A 17,373-nucleotide genomic window follows, 5' to 3' on the forward strand; every position below is an offset into this window, starting at 1 on the left:
GAAAAGTGTGTTTAGGAACCCAGGACGGAAACGCCTGGCAGATCCTTGCCTTCAAGGAACTCTAGCGATGCGCCGCCGCCGGTGGAGATGTGCGAGAAGCCCTCTTCGTCGAGGCCGAGGGTGCGTACCGACGCTGCGGAGTCGCCACCACCGACAACCGTGAAGGAGCCATTGTTCTTCGTTGCCTCGATCATGGACTCTGCGACAGCGCGGGTGCCATCGGCGAAGTTGGACAGTTCGAAGACACCCATGGGGCCGTTCCAGAACACCGTCTTGGAGTCCTTGATGATCTCCGCGTACTTCTTCGCGGTCTCTGGGCCGATGTCCAGGGACATCCAGCCTTCGGGGGTGCCGTCGAGATCAACGACCTTGCGGTCTGCGTCGTTCGAGAACTCAGATGCGACGACTAGGTCGACCGGCAGAACGATCTTGTCGCCGAAACGCTCCAGCAGGTCCTTGCACGTATCGATCATCTCTTCCTGCAGAAGGGACTTCTGGGTGTTGTGGCCCTGGGCGGTGAGGAAGGTGTAGCACATGCCGCCGCCGATGATGACGTGGTCGGCCTTGGTTGCCAACGCCTCAATCACGCCGAGCTTGTCAGAAACCTTGGAGCCGCCGAGAACGACGACATAAGGGGACTCTGGGTTGTCCTTGACTGCTGCCAGGGTGCTGACCTCGTTGTCCACCAGCTTGCCGGCGTAGGAAGGTAGGCGCTTTGCAACGTCGTAGACCGAAGTCTGCGCACGGTGCACAACACCGAAGCCGTCGGAGACGAATGCGCCGTTGTCTGCGGCCAGGGCCACCAGCTCATCGGCGAATTCTCCACGCTCTGCCTCATCCTTGGAGGTCTCGCGCGGATCGAAGCGGACGTTCTCCAGCAGGAGGATCTCGCCTTCAGTCAGTCCGTTGGCGCGCTCGTGGGCGTCCTCACCGGAGACGTCCTGAGCCAGCGCAACGTACTGGTCAAGGCGCTCAGACAAAGCTTCCGCCACTGGTGCCAGGGAGTACTTCGAGTCTGGCTCACCCTTGGGGCGGCCCAGGTGCGCCATGACGATCACCTTCGCGCCACCCTCAAGGAGTGCCTTCAGCGTCGGCAGTGAAGCGTCAATACGGCCGGGGTCGGTGATCTCGCCGGCGTCGTTGAGTGGCACGTTGAAGTCAGAACGGACGAGGATGTGACGCCCGTCGACGCCCTCGTCGAGCAGGTCTTGGAGATTCTTTACAGTCATGAGGTCAAGCTCCTAAGTAATTTCGTTGCTAATGGGTAAAACTAACGGCCCGAAGTGTGTGTCTACACACCCCGGGCCGCCATGAGGTTACGCGCTACGACAGCGGGCGCGTGCCGACGAGGGCGCGCGGCTTAACGCTGGCAGCTTGGGGCGCGGTGTCCTTAGAGCTTGGACGCAACCAGCTCGGTCAGACGCAGCAGCTGAGAGGTGTAGCCCCACTCGTTGTCGTACCAGGAAACAACCTTGACCTGGTTGCCATTGACCTTGGTCAGGCCAGCGTCGAAGAGGGAACCGTGGGAGTCGCCGATGATGTCGGTGGACACCAGTGGTTCCTCGGTGTAGCCGAGAGTATCTGCGAAGTCACCGGTGGAAGCCTTCTTGATGATCTCGTTGACTTCCTCAACGGTGGTCTCGCGGCCTGCCTCGAAGGTCAGGTCAGTTGCGGAGCCGGTGATGACTGGGACGCGCAGTGCGTAGCCATCCAGCTTGCCCTCGAGCTCTGGAAGAACCAGGGATACAGCCTTAGCAGCACCAGTGGAGGTAGGAACAATGTTCTGTGCAGCTGCACGTGCGCGACGCAGGTCCTTGTGAGGAGCGTCGTGCAGGCGCTGGTCACCGGTGTAAGCGTGAATGGTGGTCATCAGGCCCTTGACGATGCCGAGCTCGTCGTTCAGAACCTTTGCCATTGGAGCCAGGCAGTTGGTGGTGCAGGATGCGCCGGAGATGATGTTGTGGTTCTCTGGGTCGTAATCCTCGTGGTTCACACCGTAAACGAAGGTTGCGTCCTCGTTCTTTGCAGGAGCGGAGATGATAACCTTCTTCGCACCAGCGTCGATGTGCGCCTTTGCTGCCTCAGCGTCGGTGAAGAAGCCGGTGGACTCGATCACGATGTCAACGTCGTGCTTCGCCCAGTCCAGGTTCTTTGGATCGCGCTCTGCGTAGACGGCGATGCGGTTGCCGTCGACGGTGATGGACTCGTCGTCAAACTCAACATCCTTGCCCAGCTGGCCCATGATGGAGTCGTACTTCAGCAGGGTCGACAGGGTCTTGTTGTCGGTCAGGTCGTTGACTGCAACGACCTCGAGGTCAGAGTTGCCCTGGACAACTGCGCGGAAGAAGTTGCGGCCGATACGTCCGAAACCGTTGATACCAATGCGTGTAGTCACTAATCTATCTCCTCTAAAGTTGGGAATATTTCCGGACAGACATCACTAAAAATGCCATCTAGCAGCGGTCTTTGTCCGACAATCACCAGTTTAGCGCGGTTCTACTCTTCTCGCAGAAGGCCAGAAAGCTCTTTTCTCCCCACATTGGGCGGTTGCCCGATTCTGTCCGAAACTGCCACATTCGAAGTCGTCGAAATGTGCCTTTGTCTAACAAAGTGCAGGACATGTGGTCGACACCGGGCACGCTGACTACCCCCAGCCATTCCTCCCGCGATGCTGATAAATCACCAATCTTTGTCAGTGATGTTAGTCACAACAGGTAGGGTCGTGTTAAACGCGGTCCACTGACGAGGTGGAAATCTAGTCGGCGCCCGCACCGTCGTTATTAATAGCGGAATGCGTATCTGGGATACCCAGTTCGCTCGCACGCTTATCAGCCATCGATAGCAAGCGCCGGATTCGCCCGGCCACGGCGTCCTTCGTCATCTGCGGATCAGCCAACCGGCCCAGCTCCTCCAAGGAAGCGTGCCGGTGCTGCACGCGTAAGAACCCGGCTTCAGCCAGATGCTCGGGCACGTCGTCGCCCAAAATTTCCATTGCCCGCTCCACTCGCGCAGCGGCAGCTGCTGCGGCCTGCGCGGAACGGCGCAGGTTGGCATCGTCGAAATTCGCCAAGCGGCTGGCGTTCGTCTTCACGATGCGCTTCTTCCGCTTCTCGTCCCACTCCAGGCGCGTCCGTGTTGCGCCGATGCGGGTCAGCAAGATGCCGATCGCCTCGCCGTCGCGCACCACCACGCGTTCCACGCCACGGGACTCTTTCGTCTTCGCCGACACACTGAGCCTGCGAGCAAGACCGACTAGCGCCAGAGCAGCCTCTTGGCGCGGACAGATCACTTCCAATGTCGACGAGCGCCCCGGCTCCGACAACACGCCACGAGCAAGAAAAGCGCCCCGCCACGCCGCCTCGACTTGGCTGACTGTGCCCGAAATGACCTGGCGGGGCAATCCCACCACGGGGTGGCCGGAGGCCGTCACCAGATGGAGCCTACGAATCACTTCTTCGCACCCATCGGTGATGGTGACTTCGTGGCGGGTTTCACGCGTTGTTGCGCCAGGAGAAATCGTCATCACTTTCACTGTCGCCGGGCACAGATCTCGGATGAGCTCGGCTAAATGATCGGCGACGGGTCGCGAATCGAAGTCGGCGACGATGGTCAGACCGTGCACGCCCTGCTCAATCTCGCCTGCGTAACGAATCATCGCAGTCGCCTCAGCGATCCGGTCTTCCCGGGTCCCCAGAGACACCTGCAATAATTCATCCTTGACTTTCGCAGTCAACGCCACGATCGGCCTGCCTTTCTACCTCACTTCGCACGGGACCTTCACAACGGTCCCCGGAACTACTGGCGCTTCTCGTACAGATCGCGCAGCGCCATTGCCAACTTGGCGGGATCATGCTTGTTCACACTCGCCCCAGACTCATCGGCGACGTGGACATCATAGTACGCAATCTCCCCACCGAGGCTGGCCGCAGCCCGCTGCAAGTGGCCCCGCTCCCCTTTAGTTGGACTGATGTAATTGTCGGCCACAACGGCATCGACCCGCAGCTCAGGGGCATGCTGGCCCAGAACGTGGATGTGGCGCTCCGTCGTGAAACCGTGAGTCTCCCCGGCTTCCGGCGATAAATTCAAGATGACGACGACAAGCGCCGAGGTCTCATTGAGCGCAGCGACGATATCAGGCACCAAAACATGCGGGATTACCGACGAAAACCAGGACCCCGGGCCTAGTGTGACCACGCTGGCATCCATGATTGCGTTGACTGCATTCTCGTTGGCAGCCGGAGTCTCCGGAATCAACCGCACGCGCCGCACCTGCCCTGGTGTGGTCGCCACCGCCACTTGGCCACGCACAGGACGCATCACGCGGGGGTCGTCGTCAAGCCCTGCGACATCGGCCTCTAAATCCAGTGGCTCGTTGCACAGCGTGATCACGCGTCCTGCCGAGCGCGTCCAGCGCGCCACCAAGTCCAAAGCTTGCTGCATGTCGCCAAGCTCCTCGGCTAGACCTGCCAGAATCAGGTTTCCTACTGCGTGGCCGGCCAGTGCACCATGACCACCGAAGCGATGCTGTAAAAGATTGCGCGACAGGGCGCCCTCGTCGTCGTCATGCGCAAGCGCAGCCAACGCCATCCGCAAGTCTCCCGGAGGGACGATGCCAAGTTCACGCCGGATACGTCCCGACGATCCGCCATCGTCAGCCACAGTGACAACCGCGTTGACGTTACCGGTGGTCAGCGACTGCGCCGCCAGCAAAGTTTGATAAAGACCGTGGCCGCCACCGAGGCAGGCCAGATCTCCCGAATATTTCTTCATGGAAAAACTCTCTACCCAGCTCTGCGCTAACTCTTATCTAGGTCGCGGTGCAGGACCGCAACATCGACCGAATCGTCCTCGTTTAAACGACGCCCGATCTCTTCCGAGATCGCAACGGAACGATGGTGACCGCCCGTACAGCCAATACCAACCGTGATAAAGTTCTTTCCCTCATGGCGATACCCAGGCAGAATAGAGCCGATGAGCTGGACAACGCTATCGACGAAGGCCGGCGCATCATCTTGCGACAGCACATAATCAGAGACCTGCTGGTCCGTGCCACGATAAGCGCGTAACTCAGGTATCCAGTAAGGATTCGGCAGGAAGCGGACATCGAACATGTAATCGGCATCGCGCGGGGCACCGTGCTTGAACCCAAATGACTGGATGGTGATGTGCTGCTTCTTCTTCGCAACATCGCCGAAGGAGGCCTCGATGGCGCGGCGCAGATCATGGATCGACAAGTTCGACGTATCGATAATGATGTCAGCCTGATCACGCACCGGCGCAATGGAATCGCGTTCGCGCTGAATACCCGTGCTTAAAGGATCATCTCCTTGCAACGGGTGGGTGCGGCGGACACCGTCGAAGCGGCGGATCAGCACGTCGTCACGAGCCTCTAAGAACAGCACGGTCGGGTCGTAGCCCTTCTCGCGCAGGTTCTGGATTGTGCCTAAAAGGGAACCATTAAACATGCGGGCGCGCACGTCGGTGACAATCGCGATACGGTCCACCGGCGAGTCATCCGCTGTGGCTAGCTCCACCATCTCTTCAATCAACTGCGGAGGGAGGTTTTGGGGGACGAAAAATCCCTTATCCTCGAAAACCTTTGCGGCGGAAGACAGGCCACCCCCGGACAGGCCGGTAATAATTACCGGTGGGATAGGACCGCCCATTGCAAAATCGTTTGTCATGGCACCTATCGTATCGAATCCCTATTGTTCGAGGTGCAAATGTTCATAAACAGTTGCCGCTAACTTCGGGCCGATCCCCGGTGCCTCAGCGATCGCGTCAATTGAGGCCTCGCGAATCTTTTTCACACTGCCGAAGTGCTTCACCAAATCGCTCTTCCGCGTCGGCCCCAGTCCGGGCACCCCATCAAGGGCAGAGGCGCGCATCCGCTTCGACCGCTTCTGGCGGTGGTAGTTGATCGCAAAACGGTGCGCCTCATCGCGAACCTGCTGGAGAAGGTACATTCCCTGCGAGTTGCGTGGCAGGATCACCGGTTCATCGTCGTCAGGCACCCACACTTCCTCCAGGCGCTTGGCCAGGCCGATCAGCGTGACATCCACGACGCCAAGTTCGTCAAACACCGCCTGAGCTGCGTTGACCTGGGGCTTGCCGCCATCGACGATGAACAGGTTCGGCGGGTAGGCAAACTTTCGCCCCTCCGCGGCCGCAGTTGCGGCAGAAACAGCTGTAGCATCCGTGGTCTCTACCTCGGTCACCTCGTCAGCGAAGACCGTCTCGTCGACGTCGAGTTCCTCCGGGTTCGCCAACTTATCTGCGTTGTAACGCTTAAAACGACGACGAGTGACCTCCGCGATCGATCCCACATCATCGCTGCGCCCGTCACCCGCGGCCTCCTTGATGCGGTAACGCCGGTAGTCATTCTTCTTCGGCAGCCCGTCCTCGAACACCACCAGCGACGCCACCACATCCGTACCCTGGATGTGCGAAATATCAGTGCACTCAATGCGCAGCGGAGCTTGATCCAACCCCAGAGCATCCTGGATATCCTGCAATGCTTGCGAACGCGCTGTGAGGTCACCCACGCGCTTCAACTTGTGCTGATGCAACGCTTCCACCGCGTTACGGTGCACCGTCTCCATCAACGCGGCCTTATCCCCGCGCTGCGGTACACGCAGATCAACCTGTGCACCACGCAACTCGCTGAGCAGTACCTGGACTTCCTCTGCCTCATCAGGCATGACCTCCACGAGGATCTCGCGAGGCACCGGGTTGTAGACACGCACTGGAGCGTGCGACTCCTGGTCCACTCCCCTGCGGCGAATCTTGGTCTGATCGATTTTCTTGTCTTCTTCGGCTTCAGCTTCGGCGCGCTCTACCGCATCCGAGTAGTACTGGACGAGGAAATTTTGCATCAGCACCGGGACTGCCGGATCCGGCTCTCCATCGTCGCGACGCTCCATGCTGCCTGGCTCATCGCCGGTCTTTTCGACGACCCACCCCCGCTGGGCACGGATCCTTCCGTCCCGCACATTGAACACCTGCACTGCCGCTTCAAGCTCGTCAGTAGAAAAGGCGATGACATCGGCATCCGTGTCCGTGCTGAGCACGACGGTTTGGCGCTCCGTTACCTTCTTTATGGCATCAAGGTCATCGCGCAGTTTGGCGGCCTTCTCGAACTCGAGGTTCTCGCTGGCCTCCATCATGCGGCGTGTGAGCTCCTTCGTGACAGGTTCTGTGCGCCCCGACAAGAAGCCCATGAAGCCGGAGACGATCTCGTCGTGCTGCGCCTCGTCGACACGCCCGACGCACGGGGCCGCGCACTTGTCGATATAGCCCAGCAAGCAAGGCCTGCCCAGTGACTCGTGCCGGTTAAATACTCCCTCGGAGCAGGTGCGCACCGGAAAGACTCGGGTGAGCAGGTCGAGGGTCTCGCGCACGGCCCACGCATGCGAATAAGGGCCGAAATAGCGCACGCCCTTACGCTTCAGTCCACGATAGAAAAACGCGCGCGGAAATTTCTCCCCCACGCTGACTGCCAGCATGGGATAGGTCTTATCGTCGCGGTACATGACGTTGAACCACGGATCAAAGCGCTTAATCCACGTATATTCCAGCTGCAGCGCTTCGACTTCGCTGGCCACCACGGTCCACTCCACCTGAGAAGCAGTGAACACCATCTGCTTCGTGCGGGGGTGCAGCTGGGCTGGGTCCTGGAAGTAGTTCGACAGGCGAGCGCGGAGATTCTTCGCCTTGCCGACGTACACGACACGCCCTGAATCGTCGCGAAATTTATACACGCCCGGGTCCGTCGGAATGGTTCCAGGGGCCGGGCGGTAGGTATTCGGATGTGCCACAGACTAATCTTCCGGCATGTACTTGGACTCTAGGACGCGGAACTGGCGTACATACTCCAGTGCCTTTTCACGGTCAGCCGACTGGATCGCCCACAGCGGAACGTACTCAAACTCGGGCAACTCCAAACGCGCCATCTTTGAGCCCTGCGGGAAGCTCAGGCCGTAAATGACGACCCAGCTATAAAAACGAGTGCCGATCATGTTGCGGACCTCAACACCGTCTGCGTTGGCGCGCACGCGTGGGCGGTTCAGCGCAATCCAGGAAAGAATGGAAATGATGACGCCGATCAGCGGATAAGCCCACTTATCAATCGGGGTGATGGTTGCGCCGGTGAATTCGATGTCCACCACGACGCCCATGAAGATATGGATCAGCATGACGACGATCACCCAGCCGATTGCCACCTTGCGCAGGAAATTCGAGGTCGCCTCAAACTCCCAGGGCTTATCAGTGGTGGCCGCAAATGGGTCGGCCGCGTTCATGATCGCGATTTCGCGGTCTGTGAGTCCACCCGGGGTGTTCTTAGTGTTTGGTGTATTCTCGTCCACTTAGTTTCGTCACCATTTCCACGCTTGATTGATCGTTACCTGATCCTAGTCCGCTCCGCGCGCGCCGACTAATCGGCCGGAATGGCGCGCACCTTCTCTAGTTCCACCGCGGCCCCGAGGGCCGCACGCATCGCCTCGGCTCCCTTATCCTCGATGGCGCCGTCCCCGCCTGCTCGCGCCACAGCCTGCTCATGGGTGTTCACGGTAAGAACGCCGTTGCCTACCGGGGTCTGCTCGTCGAGAGCAATCCTGGTCAGTCCGGCGGTGACGGAGTCGCACACATAATTAAAGTGTGGTGTATCCCCACGGATCACGCAGCCCAGAGCCACCACGGCATCGTAGCGTTGAGCACACGCTTGGACGACCACGGGCAATTCCATGGCGCCGGCCACGGTGTATTCGTCGGCACGTGCGCCGGCATCCTTTGCCGCGGTGAGGGCGCGCTCGCGCATCGGTTCGACGATGTCGGCGTTCCACTGCGTGGTGATCACGGCCACGCGCATGCCTTCGGCCTTGACGGGTGCTGGTTCTGGTCGTCCTGTGGTTGCCATGTAATTCCTTGCTAGTGGTGGTCGGGATCGGCGTCCCATTGTTCGACGGCTGGCAGGTCGTGGCCCATCCGGTCGCGTTTAGTACGCAGGTAGCGGATATTCTCGCAGTTCGGGACGACGTCGATACGCACCCTTCCAGCGACCTGGGGGCCGAAGCCCGCGAGCGCCTCTGTCTTGAGGGGGTTGTTCGTCATCAGCTGAAAAGACTTCACTCCCAGGTCCGCGAGGATCTGCCCGGCCACGGAATACTCCCGCGCGTCGGCCGGCAGCCCCTGCTCCAGATTTGCATCGACTGTGTCGAGGCCCTCGTCCTGGAGCTTATAGGCCTGAAGCTTGTTCATCAGGCCGATCCCGCGTCCCTCGTGGCCGCGGACGTAGACGATCACGCCCGCGCCTGCTTCCTGGACGCGGCGCATCGATTCGTGCAGTTGCTGGCCGCAATCGCAGCGCGTGGAGGCAAAAACATCGCCGGTAAGGCACTCTGAATGGACGCGCACCAGCACGTCCGAAGCCCCGGAGACGTCCCCGACGACCAGCGCTACGTGTTCGGTGCCGTCGATTACGTGCTTGTAGCCATGGGCGGTGAAGCGGCCAAACTCTGTGGGCAGTTGTGCCGTTGTCACGCGCTCGATGTGGGTTTCGGTGTGCTTGCGGTAAGCGATGAGCTGCTCGATGGAGATCATCTTCAGCCCATGTTCGTCAGCAAAGCGGCGCAGCTCTGGGGCGCGCGCCATGTCGGTGGGGTCTTCTTCGGACACGACCTCGCACAACGCGCCGACAGGCTCAAGCCCCGCCATGCGCGTCAGATCCACCGCGGCCTCGGTGTGTCCGTCACGCTTGAGCACCCCGCCGCGACGAGCGCGCAAGGGCACCACGTGGCCGGGGCGGGTGAAGTCCTCAACCCCGCGCGCCGGATCTGCCAGGCGCGTGATGGTCTCTGAGCGTGAAGCGGCCGAGATGCCTGTGGTGCCGGTGGCGGCATCGACGGTCACGGTGTAGGCCGTGGAGCGCGCGTCCTCATTGCGGGCCACCATGGGCGGCAGGTTCAGCGCATCAGCCCGGTCATCCTCCATGGCCACGCAGATATAGCCGGAGGTGTAGCGCACCATGAAGGCCACTAAATCCGGGGTGGATTGCGCGGCGGCGAAAATGAGGTCGCCCTCGTTTTCACGTCCCTCGTCGTCCACAACAACCACGGCCTCGCCACGAGCGATCGCGGCAACGGCCTCCTCGACGGAATCTAGGCGAATGGTGCTCTCGGTCATGAAAATAGACCTTACTTGGTCACCATTTTCTCAACGTACTTGGCCACAATATCGACCTCGATGTTCACCACATCACCGACAGCCAAGTCCCCCGCGGTGGTCTCCGCCAAGGTGGTGGGAATCAGTGACACCTCGAAATAGTCCTCACCCACCGCAGATACTGTGAGGGAGGTGCCGTTGACGGTGATCGAGCCCTTTTCGACGACATACCGCGCTAGTTGCTCCGGAAGCGAAAAGCGAAACACCTCCCAATGTTCGGAGGCCTCGCGGCTGAGCAGCTCCGCTACCCCGTCGACATGCCCCTGCACGATGTGGCCGCCGAAGCGCGCACCGGCCTGCAAAGCGCGTTCCAGGTTCACCTTCGCCCCGGGCGCCAGCGCGCCCAGACCGGAGCGATCCAGCGACTCCTGCATCACGTCCGCGCTGAACACACCCTCCTCGATCGCGGTCACGGTCAAGCAGACACCGTTGACCGCGATCGAATCGCCCAGCGCAGCATCGGAGGTCACCAGTGGGGCGTCGATAGCGATGCGCCGGGAATCACCCAAATCCTCAAGCTGGGTAACAGTGCCGATTTCTTCAACGAGTCCAGTAAACATCCAAATCCTTTGCCATCTCAATGAGCACATCGCCTTCGAAGTAGCTCGTATCTACTACCTCAAACCGCGGCATCTCCGTTAATGTTCCACCCAACCCACGCGCTAGCACGCCGCGCCCTGCGCCCATGAGCATCGGCGCGACATAGGCCTGCACGCAGTCGGCATAACCGGCCTCAACAAAGCTTGTAGTCAGCCCCGCCCCGCCCTCGACGAGAATGTCGCGCACGCCCTCGTCGTACAGCGCGCTCAAGGCTTCATCGATCGTCGGAAATTGCTCATACCCCAGGCGCGTCAGGTTTCCTTCGGGCACATCGCGCGTGCCGACGACCACCCTTCGCGGCTGCTGATCACGCAGGGACCCATCGGGGTAGCGGGCGGTCAGGGAGGGATCGTCGGCAAGTACGGTGCCGGTCCCCACGACGATCGCATCCCGCCGAGCACGGTCAACATGGACGTGCTCGCGCGCAGCGGGGCCGGTGATCCACTGGCTGGTGCCGTCGGGTGCGGCGGTAAAGCCGTCGACGCTGGCTGCGAACTTGATAGTCACCGCTGGGCGTTTCAGGCGCATGCTGGTCAGCCACGGGATCAGGTCCGGGACAACGTGGCGGTGGTACACCGCCTCGACCCCTCGCGAATGCAGGTACTGCGCTCCCCCGCTGGCCTGCAGGTTCGGATCCGGGGTGAGATAAATGACGCGGGAGATTCCAGCCTCGGCCAGCGCATGCGAACACGGCCCAGTCCGGCCTGTGTGGTTGCACGGCTCCAAGGTCACCACAGCGGTGGCCCCGCGGGCGCGTTCTCCTGCTTTGCGCAGGGCGACGATTTCCGCGTGCGCGCCGCCCGCCGGCTCAGTCCCGCCGGTGGCAATCAGCGCGCCGCGCTCGTCGTAAAGCGCGCACCCGACAGGTGGATTGGGGCTGGTCGTGCCGCGGACCTCACGTCCGGCCGCGAGGGCGTCCGACACTTTAGGACGCAAGCTTGCGCAGCTCCTCCACCGCGGCGCCCGGGTCCTCCTTGCCGAAGACGGCGGAGCCAGCGACAAAAGCGTCAGCGCCAGCGGCCGCGCCCTGGGCGATGGTCTCGGTATTGATCCCGCCGTCGAGCTCAATGATGCAGTCCAGGCCGCGCTCGTCGATGGCAGCACGCAGGGCGCGGACCTTGTCCATCATCTCGGGCATGAACTTTTGCCCACCGAACCCAGGTTCGACGGTCATGACGATCACTTCGTCGAAGTGCTCCAGGTCATCCAGGTAGGGCTCAATCGGGGTATCGGGCTTGATGGCAAAACCTGCCTGGCAGCCCTTCTCCTTCAACAGCTTCGCGGCGGCCACGTGGTCGTCGGTCGCCTCCACGTGGAAAATAATGCGGTCAGCGCCAGCCTTGATATAGGTATCGAACCACTTCTCCGGCTCCTCGATCATCACGTGCACGTCCATGAACTGGTCGGTCACGCCGTCGACGGCCGTAGTCACGTCCGGGCCGAAAGAGAGGTTCGGAACGAAATGGCCGTCCATGATATCCACGTGAATCCAGTCCGCATTCGGGACCTTCAACACGTCGGCGCCCAGGTTGGCGTAATCGGCGGCAAGGATAGATGGGGCAATATATGGTGCAGACATACCCCTGATCCTACTCCCCCTTCTTCCGCAACACTGCAAAGAACATCGCATCAGTGCCGTGGCGGTGCGGCCACATCTGAACACTCAAGTTGTCACCGGTATTTTCCATGCCACCGGTATAGCCGTGCGCGTCTTCCTCAGTGACCTCACCAGTAGCAAGCAGCTTATCGACGACGCCCCGGGTCTCGCGCAGGTCAGGCGAGCAGGTGGAATAGACCACCACGCCACCCGGCTTCACCAGCTCCACCGCGCTGCGCAGGAGCTCTTCCTGCAGGACCGTGAGCTCGGCGATGTCCGATTCCTGTTTGCGCCAGCGCGCCTCAGGCCGACGCCTCAAAGCGCCGAGGCCGGAGCAGGGGGCGTCGACAAGCACGCGGTCAAAACCGGGCTCCAAGCCGGGGGCGCGGCCATCAGCGACGTGCACGGTGACGGGCTGGCCGGCGACCGTCTTGCGGATCAGATCTGCCCTGTGGGAGGAGACCTCCACCGCGTCGACGTGCGCCCCGTCGATCGCGGCCAACGACGCCATCAGCGCCGCCTTGCCCCCCGGGCCCGCGCACAGGTCGAGCCAGCGGCCCTGGTCCTCATCGACGGGCACTTCGGTGACCGCACGAGCAATCAGCTGCGAGCCCTCGTCCTGGACGGCAGCCATGCCATCGCGCACCGGCTGCAGTTGCCCGGGATCGCCCTGCTCCAAATAGACCGCATAGGGAGAGTATTTGCCTTCCTCGCCACCGGTGATCAGCGCAAGCTCTTCGGCAGAAATCTCTCCGGGGCGCGCCACGAGGTGGACGACTGGGCGTTCGGAATCGGCACGCAGCGCCTCCTCCAATTCCCCTAAGCCCAGCGCGCGGGAAAAAGACCGCGCGATCCACTCCGGGTGCGCGGTGCGAAACGCCACCGCCGCCAGCTCGCCGCTTGGCGTCAGTTGCTTAATCCATTCTTGCGGCTTGGTACGGCTGATCGAGCGCAAAATCCCGTTGGTAAAGCCCTTGGCCTTGTCCTGGCCTGCTTCTTCCACGAGGCGTACCGACGTATCCACCGCCGCGTGTGGCTCAACACGCGTGTACAGCAGCTGATAGGCACCAAGGCGCAGCGCGTCAAGCACCTCTGGAGCGATCTGATCAAGGCTTCTCGACGAGCACTTCCCAATCACCGCGTCCACCACGCCCAGATTGCGCAGCGTGCCGTAGGTCAGCTCCGTGGCAAAGGCGGCATCGCGGCCTGTGATCTTGCGCTCCCGCAACAGGTTCGGCAACGTCAAGTTGGCATAGGCGCCATCGCCGCTGACGCGTTGTAGCACGTCGAAGGCTGCGCGGCGTGGCTCATCCACCCCTGCCGTATTTTTCCGCTGGGGTTTCTGCTTCTGTTGTGCCCGTTCAGGCTTGGGCGCTTGTCGACGACCGGACGTACGCGACCGAAATCCACCACTCACTGGAACACCACTTCACCTTCACTGTTATAGCCACGCGCCCATGCGGCAGCATGCATCATCTTCTTCCCCGGCGGCTGAGCGGTACCCAGCACGACATCAGTGGTCGCGGTACCCACGTAGACAGCGTTCTTCTCTGCGCGCACATGCCCAGGAGCCAGAGTGTCTTCCTCACTCACTGTGACCGGCCCAAGTTTGAAGCGCTCGTCGTTAAGCGTGGTCCACGCCCCAGGCCCAGGCGTATGTGCCCGGATGTGCCGATCAATCGCGAAGGCCGGTGCGTCCCAGGAAATGCGGGCGTCCTCCGTGGTGATCTTCGCGGCATGGGTGGCCTCCCCGCGCTGCGGCTGCGGGTCCGCCTGGCCGGAGGCGAGCAGATCCATCGTGGCGGTCAGCAAGTCCGCGCCCGAATAGGCCAGCCGGGTCAACAGGTCATCCGCGGTGTCGGTGTCCCGAATCTCCTCGGTGACCGTGCCTAAAATATCGCCGGTATCCAAGCCCTCGTCGATGCGGAACGTCGTGGCACCAGTGATCTCGTCGCCTGCGCGAATCGCGGCCTGCACCGGCGCGGCACCACGCCACGCCGGAAGCAGCGAAAAGTGCAGATTCACCCAACCGTGCGTCGGCACGTCCAGCAGATCCTTCGGCACAAGGTTGCCGTAGGCCACCACGGGAATCGCCTCAGGGGCAAGCTCTTGTAGACGGGCACGCACCGCCTCGCCGTCGTCGGTGCCAGCCTTCAGCGTTGTCGGGGTGAGCACCTCAATGCCGTGCTCGACCGCCAGTGCCTTCACCGGCGAAGGATGCAGCGTCCTGCCCCGGCCACGGCGGGCATCGGGGCGCGTAATCACCGCCACCACTTCATGGTCAGAGGCCAGTAACTTCTCTAAGGCCACCACCGCAGGTTCCGGGGTTCCAGCAAAAACCAATTTCATCGTCGTTAGTCCTCCTTAAACCAATCGGCAGCACGGATCTGCCCCATCGCGGCCTTACGCACCTCCGGCTCAAGCCGCTTCAAAAACAGCACGCCGTCGAGATGATCCGTCTCATGCTGAATGCACCGCGCCATCAGGCCCGAAGCCTCCAGCGCCAGCGGGCGCCCATGCACGTCCTGGCCGCGCACCACCACCGTGTTGTAGCGCTGCGTCTCAGCCGAAATATCAGGGATAGACAAACAGCCCTCCGCGCCCAACTGCATCACATCGCCCACAGGCTCCCACACCGGATTGATGATCGCGCCGCGCAGACCCGACTCAACGTGGGAACAATCGAACACAAACACACGCTTCAACACACCAGTTTGATTGGCGGCCAGCCCCACCCCGCCAGCAGCGTCCATGGTGTCCAGCATGTCGTCGACAAGCGCGCGCAAAGACGCATCAAATTCGGTGATCTCGCTGGCGCGCGAAGTAAGCACGGGGTCCCCGAACAGCCGGATCTCGCGGATAGTCATCCTGTGTGGTGCACCTTTCCCAAAACTGTTAAATGTACGGGCACCAAGTCTACTCGGTCTGCTTCCCCTAACCTATGTGGATCGGATCGACCTGGATCCGCAACGGCGCATCATCCTTGAGCAGCGCGCGATTAATCGCCGCCACCCGCAAAGCGTGCCCCAGATCATTACGGCCCCGCAGGGGAATGCGAATCAGCACGCGCTGCGCCGGGCCCAACTCATCCCGCTTCCAGGTCCCCGGCAAGTCCACCCCCGCCGGCAGATCCACCGGCCCCAACACATCCGCATCAGCCGGCAACTCCACCAGCGATAGGAAATGCTCCAACGTCGCCGCCGGCGCGTCCACCGCCGCCATATGCACCGCCGGAGGAAAGCCCACCTCACGCCGCGCCTCCAACTCGGCCGCGGCATGGCCCGTCATATCCCACCGAATCAAATGCTGCACCACCGGCGCATTCGGGGCCGCGACGACGATCACCTCACCACCATCCGCGTGCGGCTCCACCAACGTGGCCGCCGCCGACCACTTCGCCATCGTGTCCTCCATCGCGCGCAGATCCGCCCGGCCCATCAGTGCCCAAGTATCCAACAGCACCACCGCATCATAGGTCCGGTTCGAACCGATGACCGCGGGCTCCGCCCCCGGCGTGGCCACCACAATGGTCGGGCCCTCGTCGATCGCCTCATGAATCCGCTCACCCCACGACGACACCACCCGCACCTGCGGAAACGCCCGCCCCAGCTCCTCCGCCGTGCGATCAGTCCCCTTCACACCATCACGCAACTGCGTCGAACCACACTCCGGGCACGAATAATGCCCATCCATCCGGCCACACCAGCGGCACGTCAACGCCTCGTCGCGATGCGACTGACGCCCCAACGGCCCATTGCACCACCTGCAGCGCGCCGGGGTGCGGCACCGCTGGCACAAGATCGACTGCACGTAGCCCGCACGCGGCACCTGGAACAGGACCGGGCGATTGCGGGCCAGCGCGCGCCGGGCAGCCTCAAAGGCCACCGACGGCAGGCGCGCAGTACGGGCCCTTGGGTCGCGCGCAAGCTCAAAGTTCGTATCGCCCGCCGCGTGAATATACGGCATCTGTGCACGCACGATCTCGCGCGGCGCCACCAAGTCATGCGCCCAGCCAGACTCCACCAGCAGCTGCGTCTCTGCAGTGCGCGAATGCCCACCGATCACCAGGGAGGCTTTCTCAATCGCCGAGCGCGTCGTCATCACCTCGCGGGCGTGCACGTACGGGGCGCGCGGGTCGACGAGGTTATCGTCCCCGTCGTGCATCAGCACCATCAGGCGCAGATCATTCACCGGGGCAAAAGCCGCAGAGCGCGTGCCGACGACCACCCTGCCCTGCCCGCGCAGCACAGAAAGATACCGGGAATACCGCGCCTGCGGGCCCTGGGCTGCTGTCAGCACCGTGATCTGCCGTGGTCCCATTCGTTCCCGCAGGGCCGCCTCGACGGCGTCCACGTCACGTTGATCGGGAACGACGACCAGCGCCCCGCCGCCATCGATCGCCACCTTGGTGACCAACGCAGCCACAGTGTCCGCCCAATCCGCCCCGGGTGCCACCTGCCATGCGGCGCGCGCCAGTTTTCCAGCGACAACCGCATCAACAAAGGACGGCCCGTTGACATAGGCGCTCCACGCCGACAGATCCGGCTCGGTGACACTGCCCAGCTTCTCCCACGGGGTGTCCGTGTCTTTTTCTTCCGCCTTCGTGTGCCGCGGTGGGATGGCGGCGCGCACGATATCGGAGCGCACGCCCGCATAACGTTCGGCCAGGGCGTCGACAAGCGCACTGATCCGCGGCGGATAGACCACGTCCTCGGCGACGACGCGCTCGATATAGCGCAGTGCCCCGTCGTGCTCACTAGTGGCGGCGCGCTCGATGACGAAGGCGTCGACAAGCCTGCCGCCGAAGCGGATGCGCACGCGCACGCCCGGCTGAGCCGCCTCAAGATCCTTGTCTTTGACCAGGTAGTCGAATGTGCGATCAAGGTGCGGCAGCCCCAAAAGAGGCAATACCCGCGCCACGGGTGTCTGTGTGGTGGCGCGGGTATCAGTCATAG

General features: G+C 62.1%; 16 protein-coding genes. All 16 read right to left on the minus strand.

What is annotated here, in order from left to right:
- Positions 1-11: 11 nt before the first annotated feature.
- Entirely contained in the window at positions 12-1,229 is a 1,218-nt protein-coding gene (locus B097_RS0108005) for a phosphoglycerate kinase (RefSeq protein WP_018582014.1), read from the minus strand.
- Between the two features lie 161 nt (positions 1,230-1,390).
- Positions 1,391-2,395 carry a type I glyceraldehyde-3-phosphate dehydrogenase gene (gene gap, locus B097_RS0108010; protein WP_018582015.1) on the minus strand — a complete coding sequence of 335 codons (1,005 nt, stop codon included), beginning with the start codon at positions 2,393-2,395 and terminating at the stop codon, positions 1,391-1,393.
- A 360-nt stretch (positions 2,396-2,755) separates the two neighbouring features.
- Complete coding sequence (gene whiA / locus B097_RS0108015; RefSeq protein WP_081618031.1) at positions 2,756-3,742, minus strand: DNA-binding protein WhiA; 987 nt, start codon at positions 3,740-3,742, stop codon at positions 2,756-2,758.
- Between the two features lie 53 nt (positions 3,743-3,795).
- Positions 3,796-4,770: a gluconeogenesis factor YvcK family protein gene (locus tag B097_RS0108020; protein ID WP_018582017.1), complete on the minus strand. Its 975-nt coding sequence runs from the start codon at positions 4,768-4,770 to the stop codon at positions 3,796-3,798.
- Positions 4,771-4,796: 26 nt separating this feature from the next.
- Entirely contained in the window at positions 4,797-5,684 is an 888-nt protein-coding gene (rapZ, locus tag B097_RS0108025) for an RNase adapter RapZ (RefSeq protein ID WP_018582018.1), read from the minus strand.
- Between the two features lie 21 nt (positions 5,685-5,705).
- Entirely contained in the window at positions 5,706-7,817 is a 2,112-nt protein-coding gene (uvrC, locus tag B097_RS0108030) for an excinuclease ABC subunit UvrC (protein WP_018582019.1), read from the minus strand.
- Between the two features lie 3 nt (positions 7,818-7,820).
- A complete protein-coding gene (locus B097_RS0108035) occupies positions 7,821-8,366 on the minus strand; it encodes a PH domain-containing protein (protein ID WP_018582020.1) in 546 nt (181 codons plus the stop codon).
- A gap of 68 nt (positions 8,367-8,434) precedes the next feature.
- On the minus strand, positions 8,435-8,917 hold the full coding sequence (gene ribH / locus B097_RS0108040; protein ID WP_018582021.1) for a 6,7-dimethyl-8-ribityllumazine synthase: 483 nt from the start codon (positions 8,915-8,917) through the stop codon (positions 8,435-8,437).
- 11 nt (positions 8,918-8,928) lie between these two features.
- Complete coding sequence (locus B097_RS0108045) at positions 8,929-10,182, minus strand: bifunctional 3,4-dihydroxy-2-butanone-4-phosphate synthase/GTP cyclohydrolase II (protein WP_018582022.1); 1,254 nt, start codon at positions 10,180-10,182, stop codon at positions 8,929-8,931.
- An 11-nt stretch (positions 10,183-10,193) separates the two neighbouring features.
- On the minus strand, positions 10,194-10,781 hold the full coding sequence (locus tag B097_RS0108050) for a riboflavin synthase (RefSeq protein ID WP_018582023.1): 588 nt from the start codon (positions 10,779-10,781) through the stop codon (positions 10,194-10,196).
- Positions 10,762-11,757 carry a bifunctional diaminohydroxyphosphoribosylaminopyrimidine deaminase/5-amino-6-(5-phosphoribosylamino)uracil reductase RibD gene (gene ribD, locus B097_RS0108055; RefSeq protein WP_040429504.1) on the minus strand — a complete coding sequence of 332 codons (996 nt, stop codon included), beginning with the start codon at positions 11,755-11,757 and terminating at the stop codon, positions 10,762-10,764. Before ribD ends, B097_RS0108050 begins: the two co-directional genes overlap by 20 nt.
- Entirely contained in the window at positions 11,747-12,400 is a 654-nt protein-coding gene (gene rpe, locus B097_RS0108060; RefSeq protein WP_018582025.1) for a ribulose-phosphate 3-epimerase, read from the minus strand. The genes ribD and rpe overlap by 11 nt, the downstream gene beginning before the upstream one ends.
- A 10-nt stretch (positions 12,401-12,410) precedes the next feature.
- Complete coding sequence (locus B097_RS0108065; RefSeq protein ID WP_026254395.1) at positions 12,411-13,835, minus strand: RsmB/NOP family class I SAM-dependent RNA methyltransferase; 1,425 nt, start codon at positions 13,833-13,835, stop codon at positions 12,411-12,413.
- On the minus strand, positions 13,832-14,767 hold the full coding sequence (fmt, locus tag B097_RS0108070) for a methionyl-tRNA formyltransferase (RefSeq protein WP_018582027.1): 936 nt from the start codon (positions 14,765-14,767) through the stop codon (positions 13,832-13,834). Before fmt ends, B097_RS0108065 begins: the two co-directional genes overlap by 4 nt.
- A gap of 5 nt (positions 14,768-14,772) precedes the next feature.
- The gene (gene def, locus B097_RS0108075) at positions 14,773-15,285 is read right to left on the minus strand and encodes a peptide deformylase (protein ID WP_018582028.1); all 513 of its coding nucleotides are present in this window, start codon (positions 15,283-15,285) and stop codon (positions 14,773-14,775) included.
- A gap of 67 nt (positions 15,286-15,352) precedes the next feature.
- Entirely contained in the window at positions 15,353-17,371 is a 2,019-nt protein-coding gene (locus B097_RS0108080; protein ID WP_018582029.1) for a primosomal protein N', read from the minus strand.
- Between the last annotated feature and the right edge of the window lie 2 nt (positions 17,372-17,373).

Source organism: Corynebacterium pilosum DSM 20521 = CIP 103422 (assembly GCF_000373805.1).
In the GTDB taxonomy this organism is placed as follows: Bacteria; Actinomycetota; Actinomycetes; order Mycobacteriales; family Mycobacteriaceae; genus Corynebacterium; species Corynebacterium pilosum.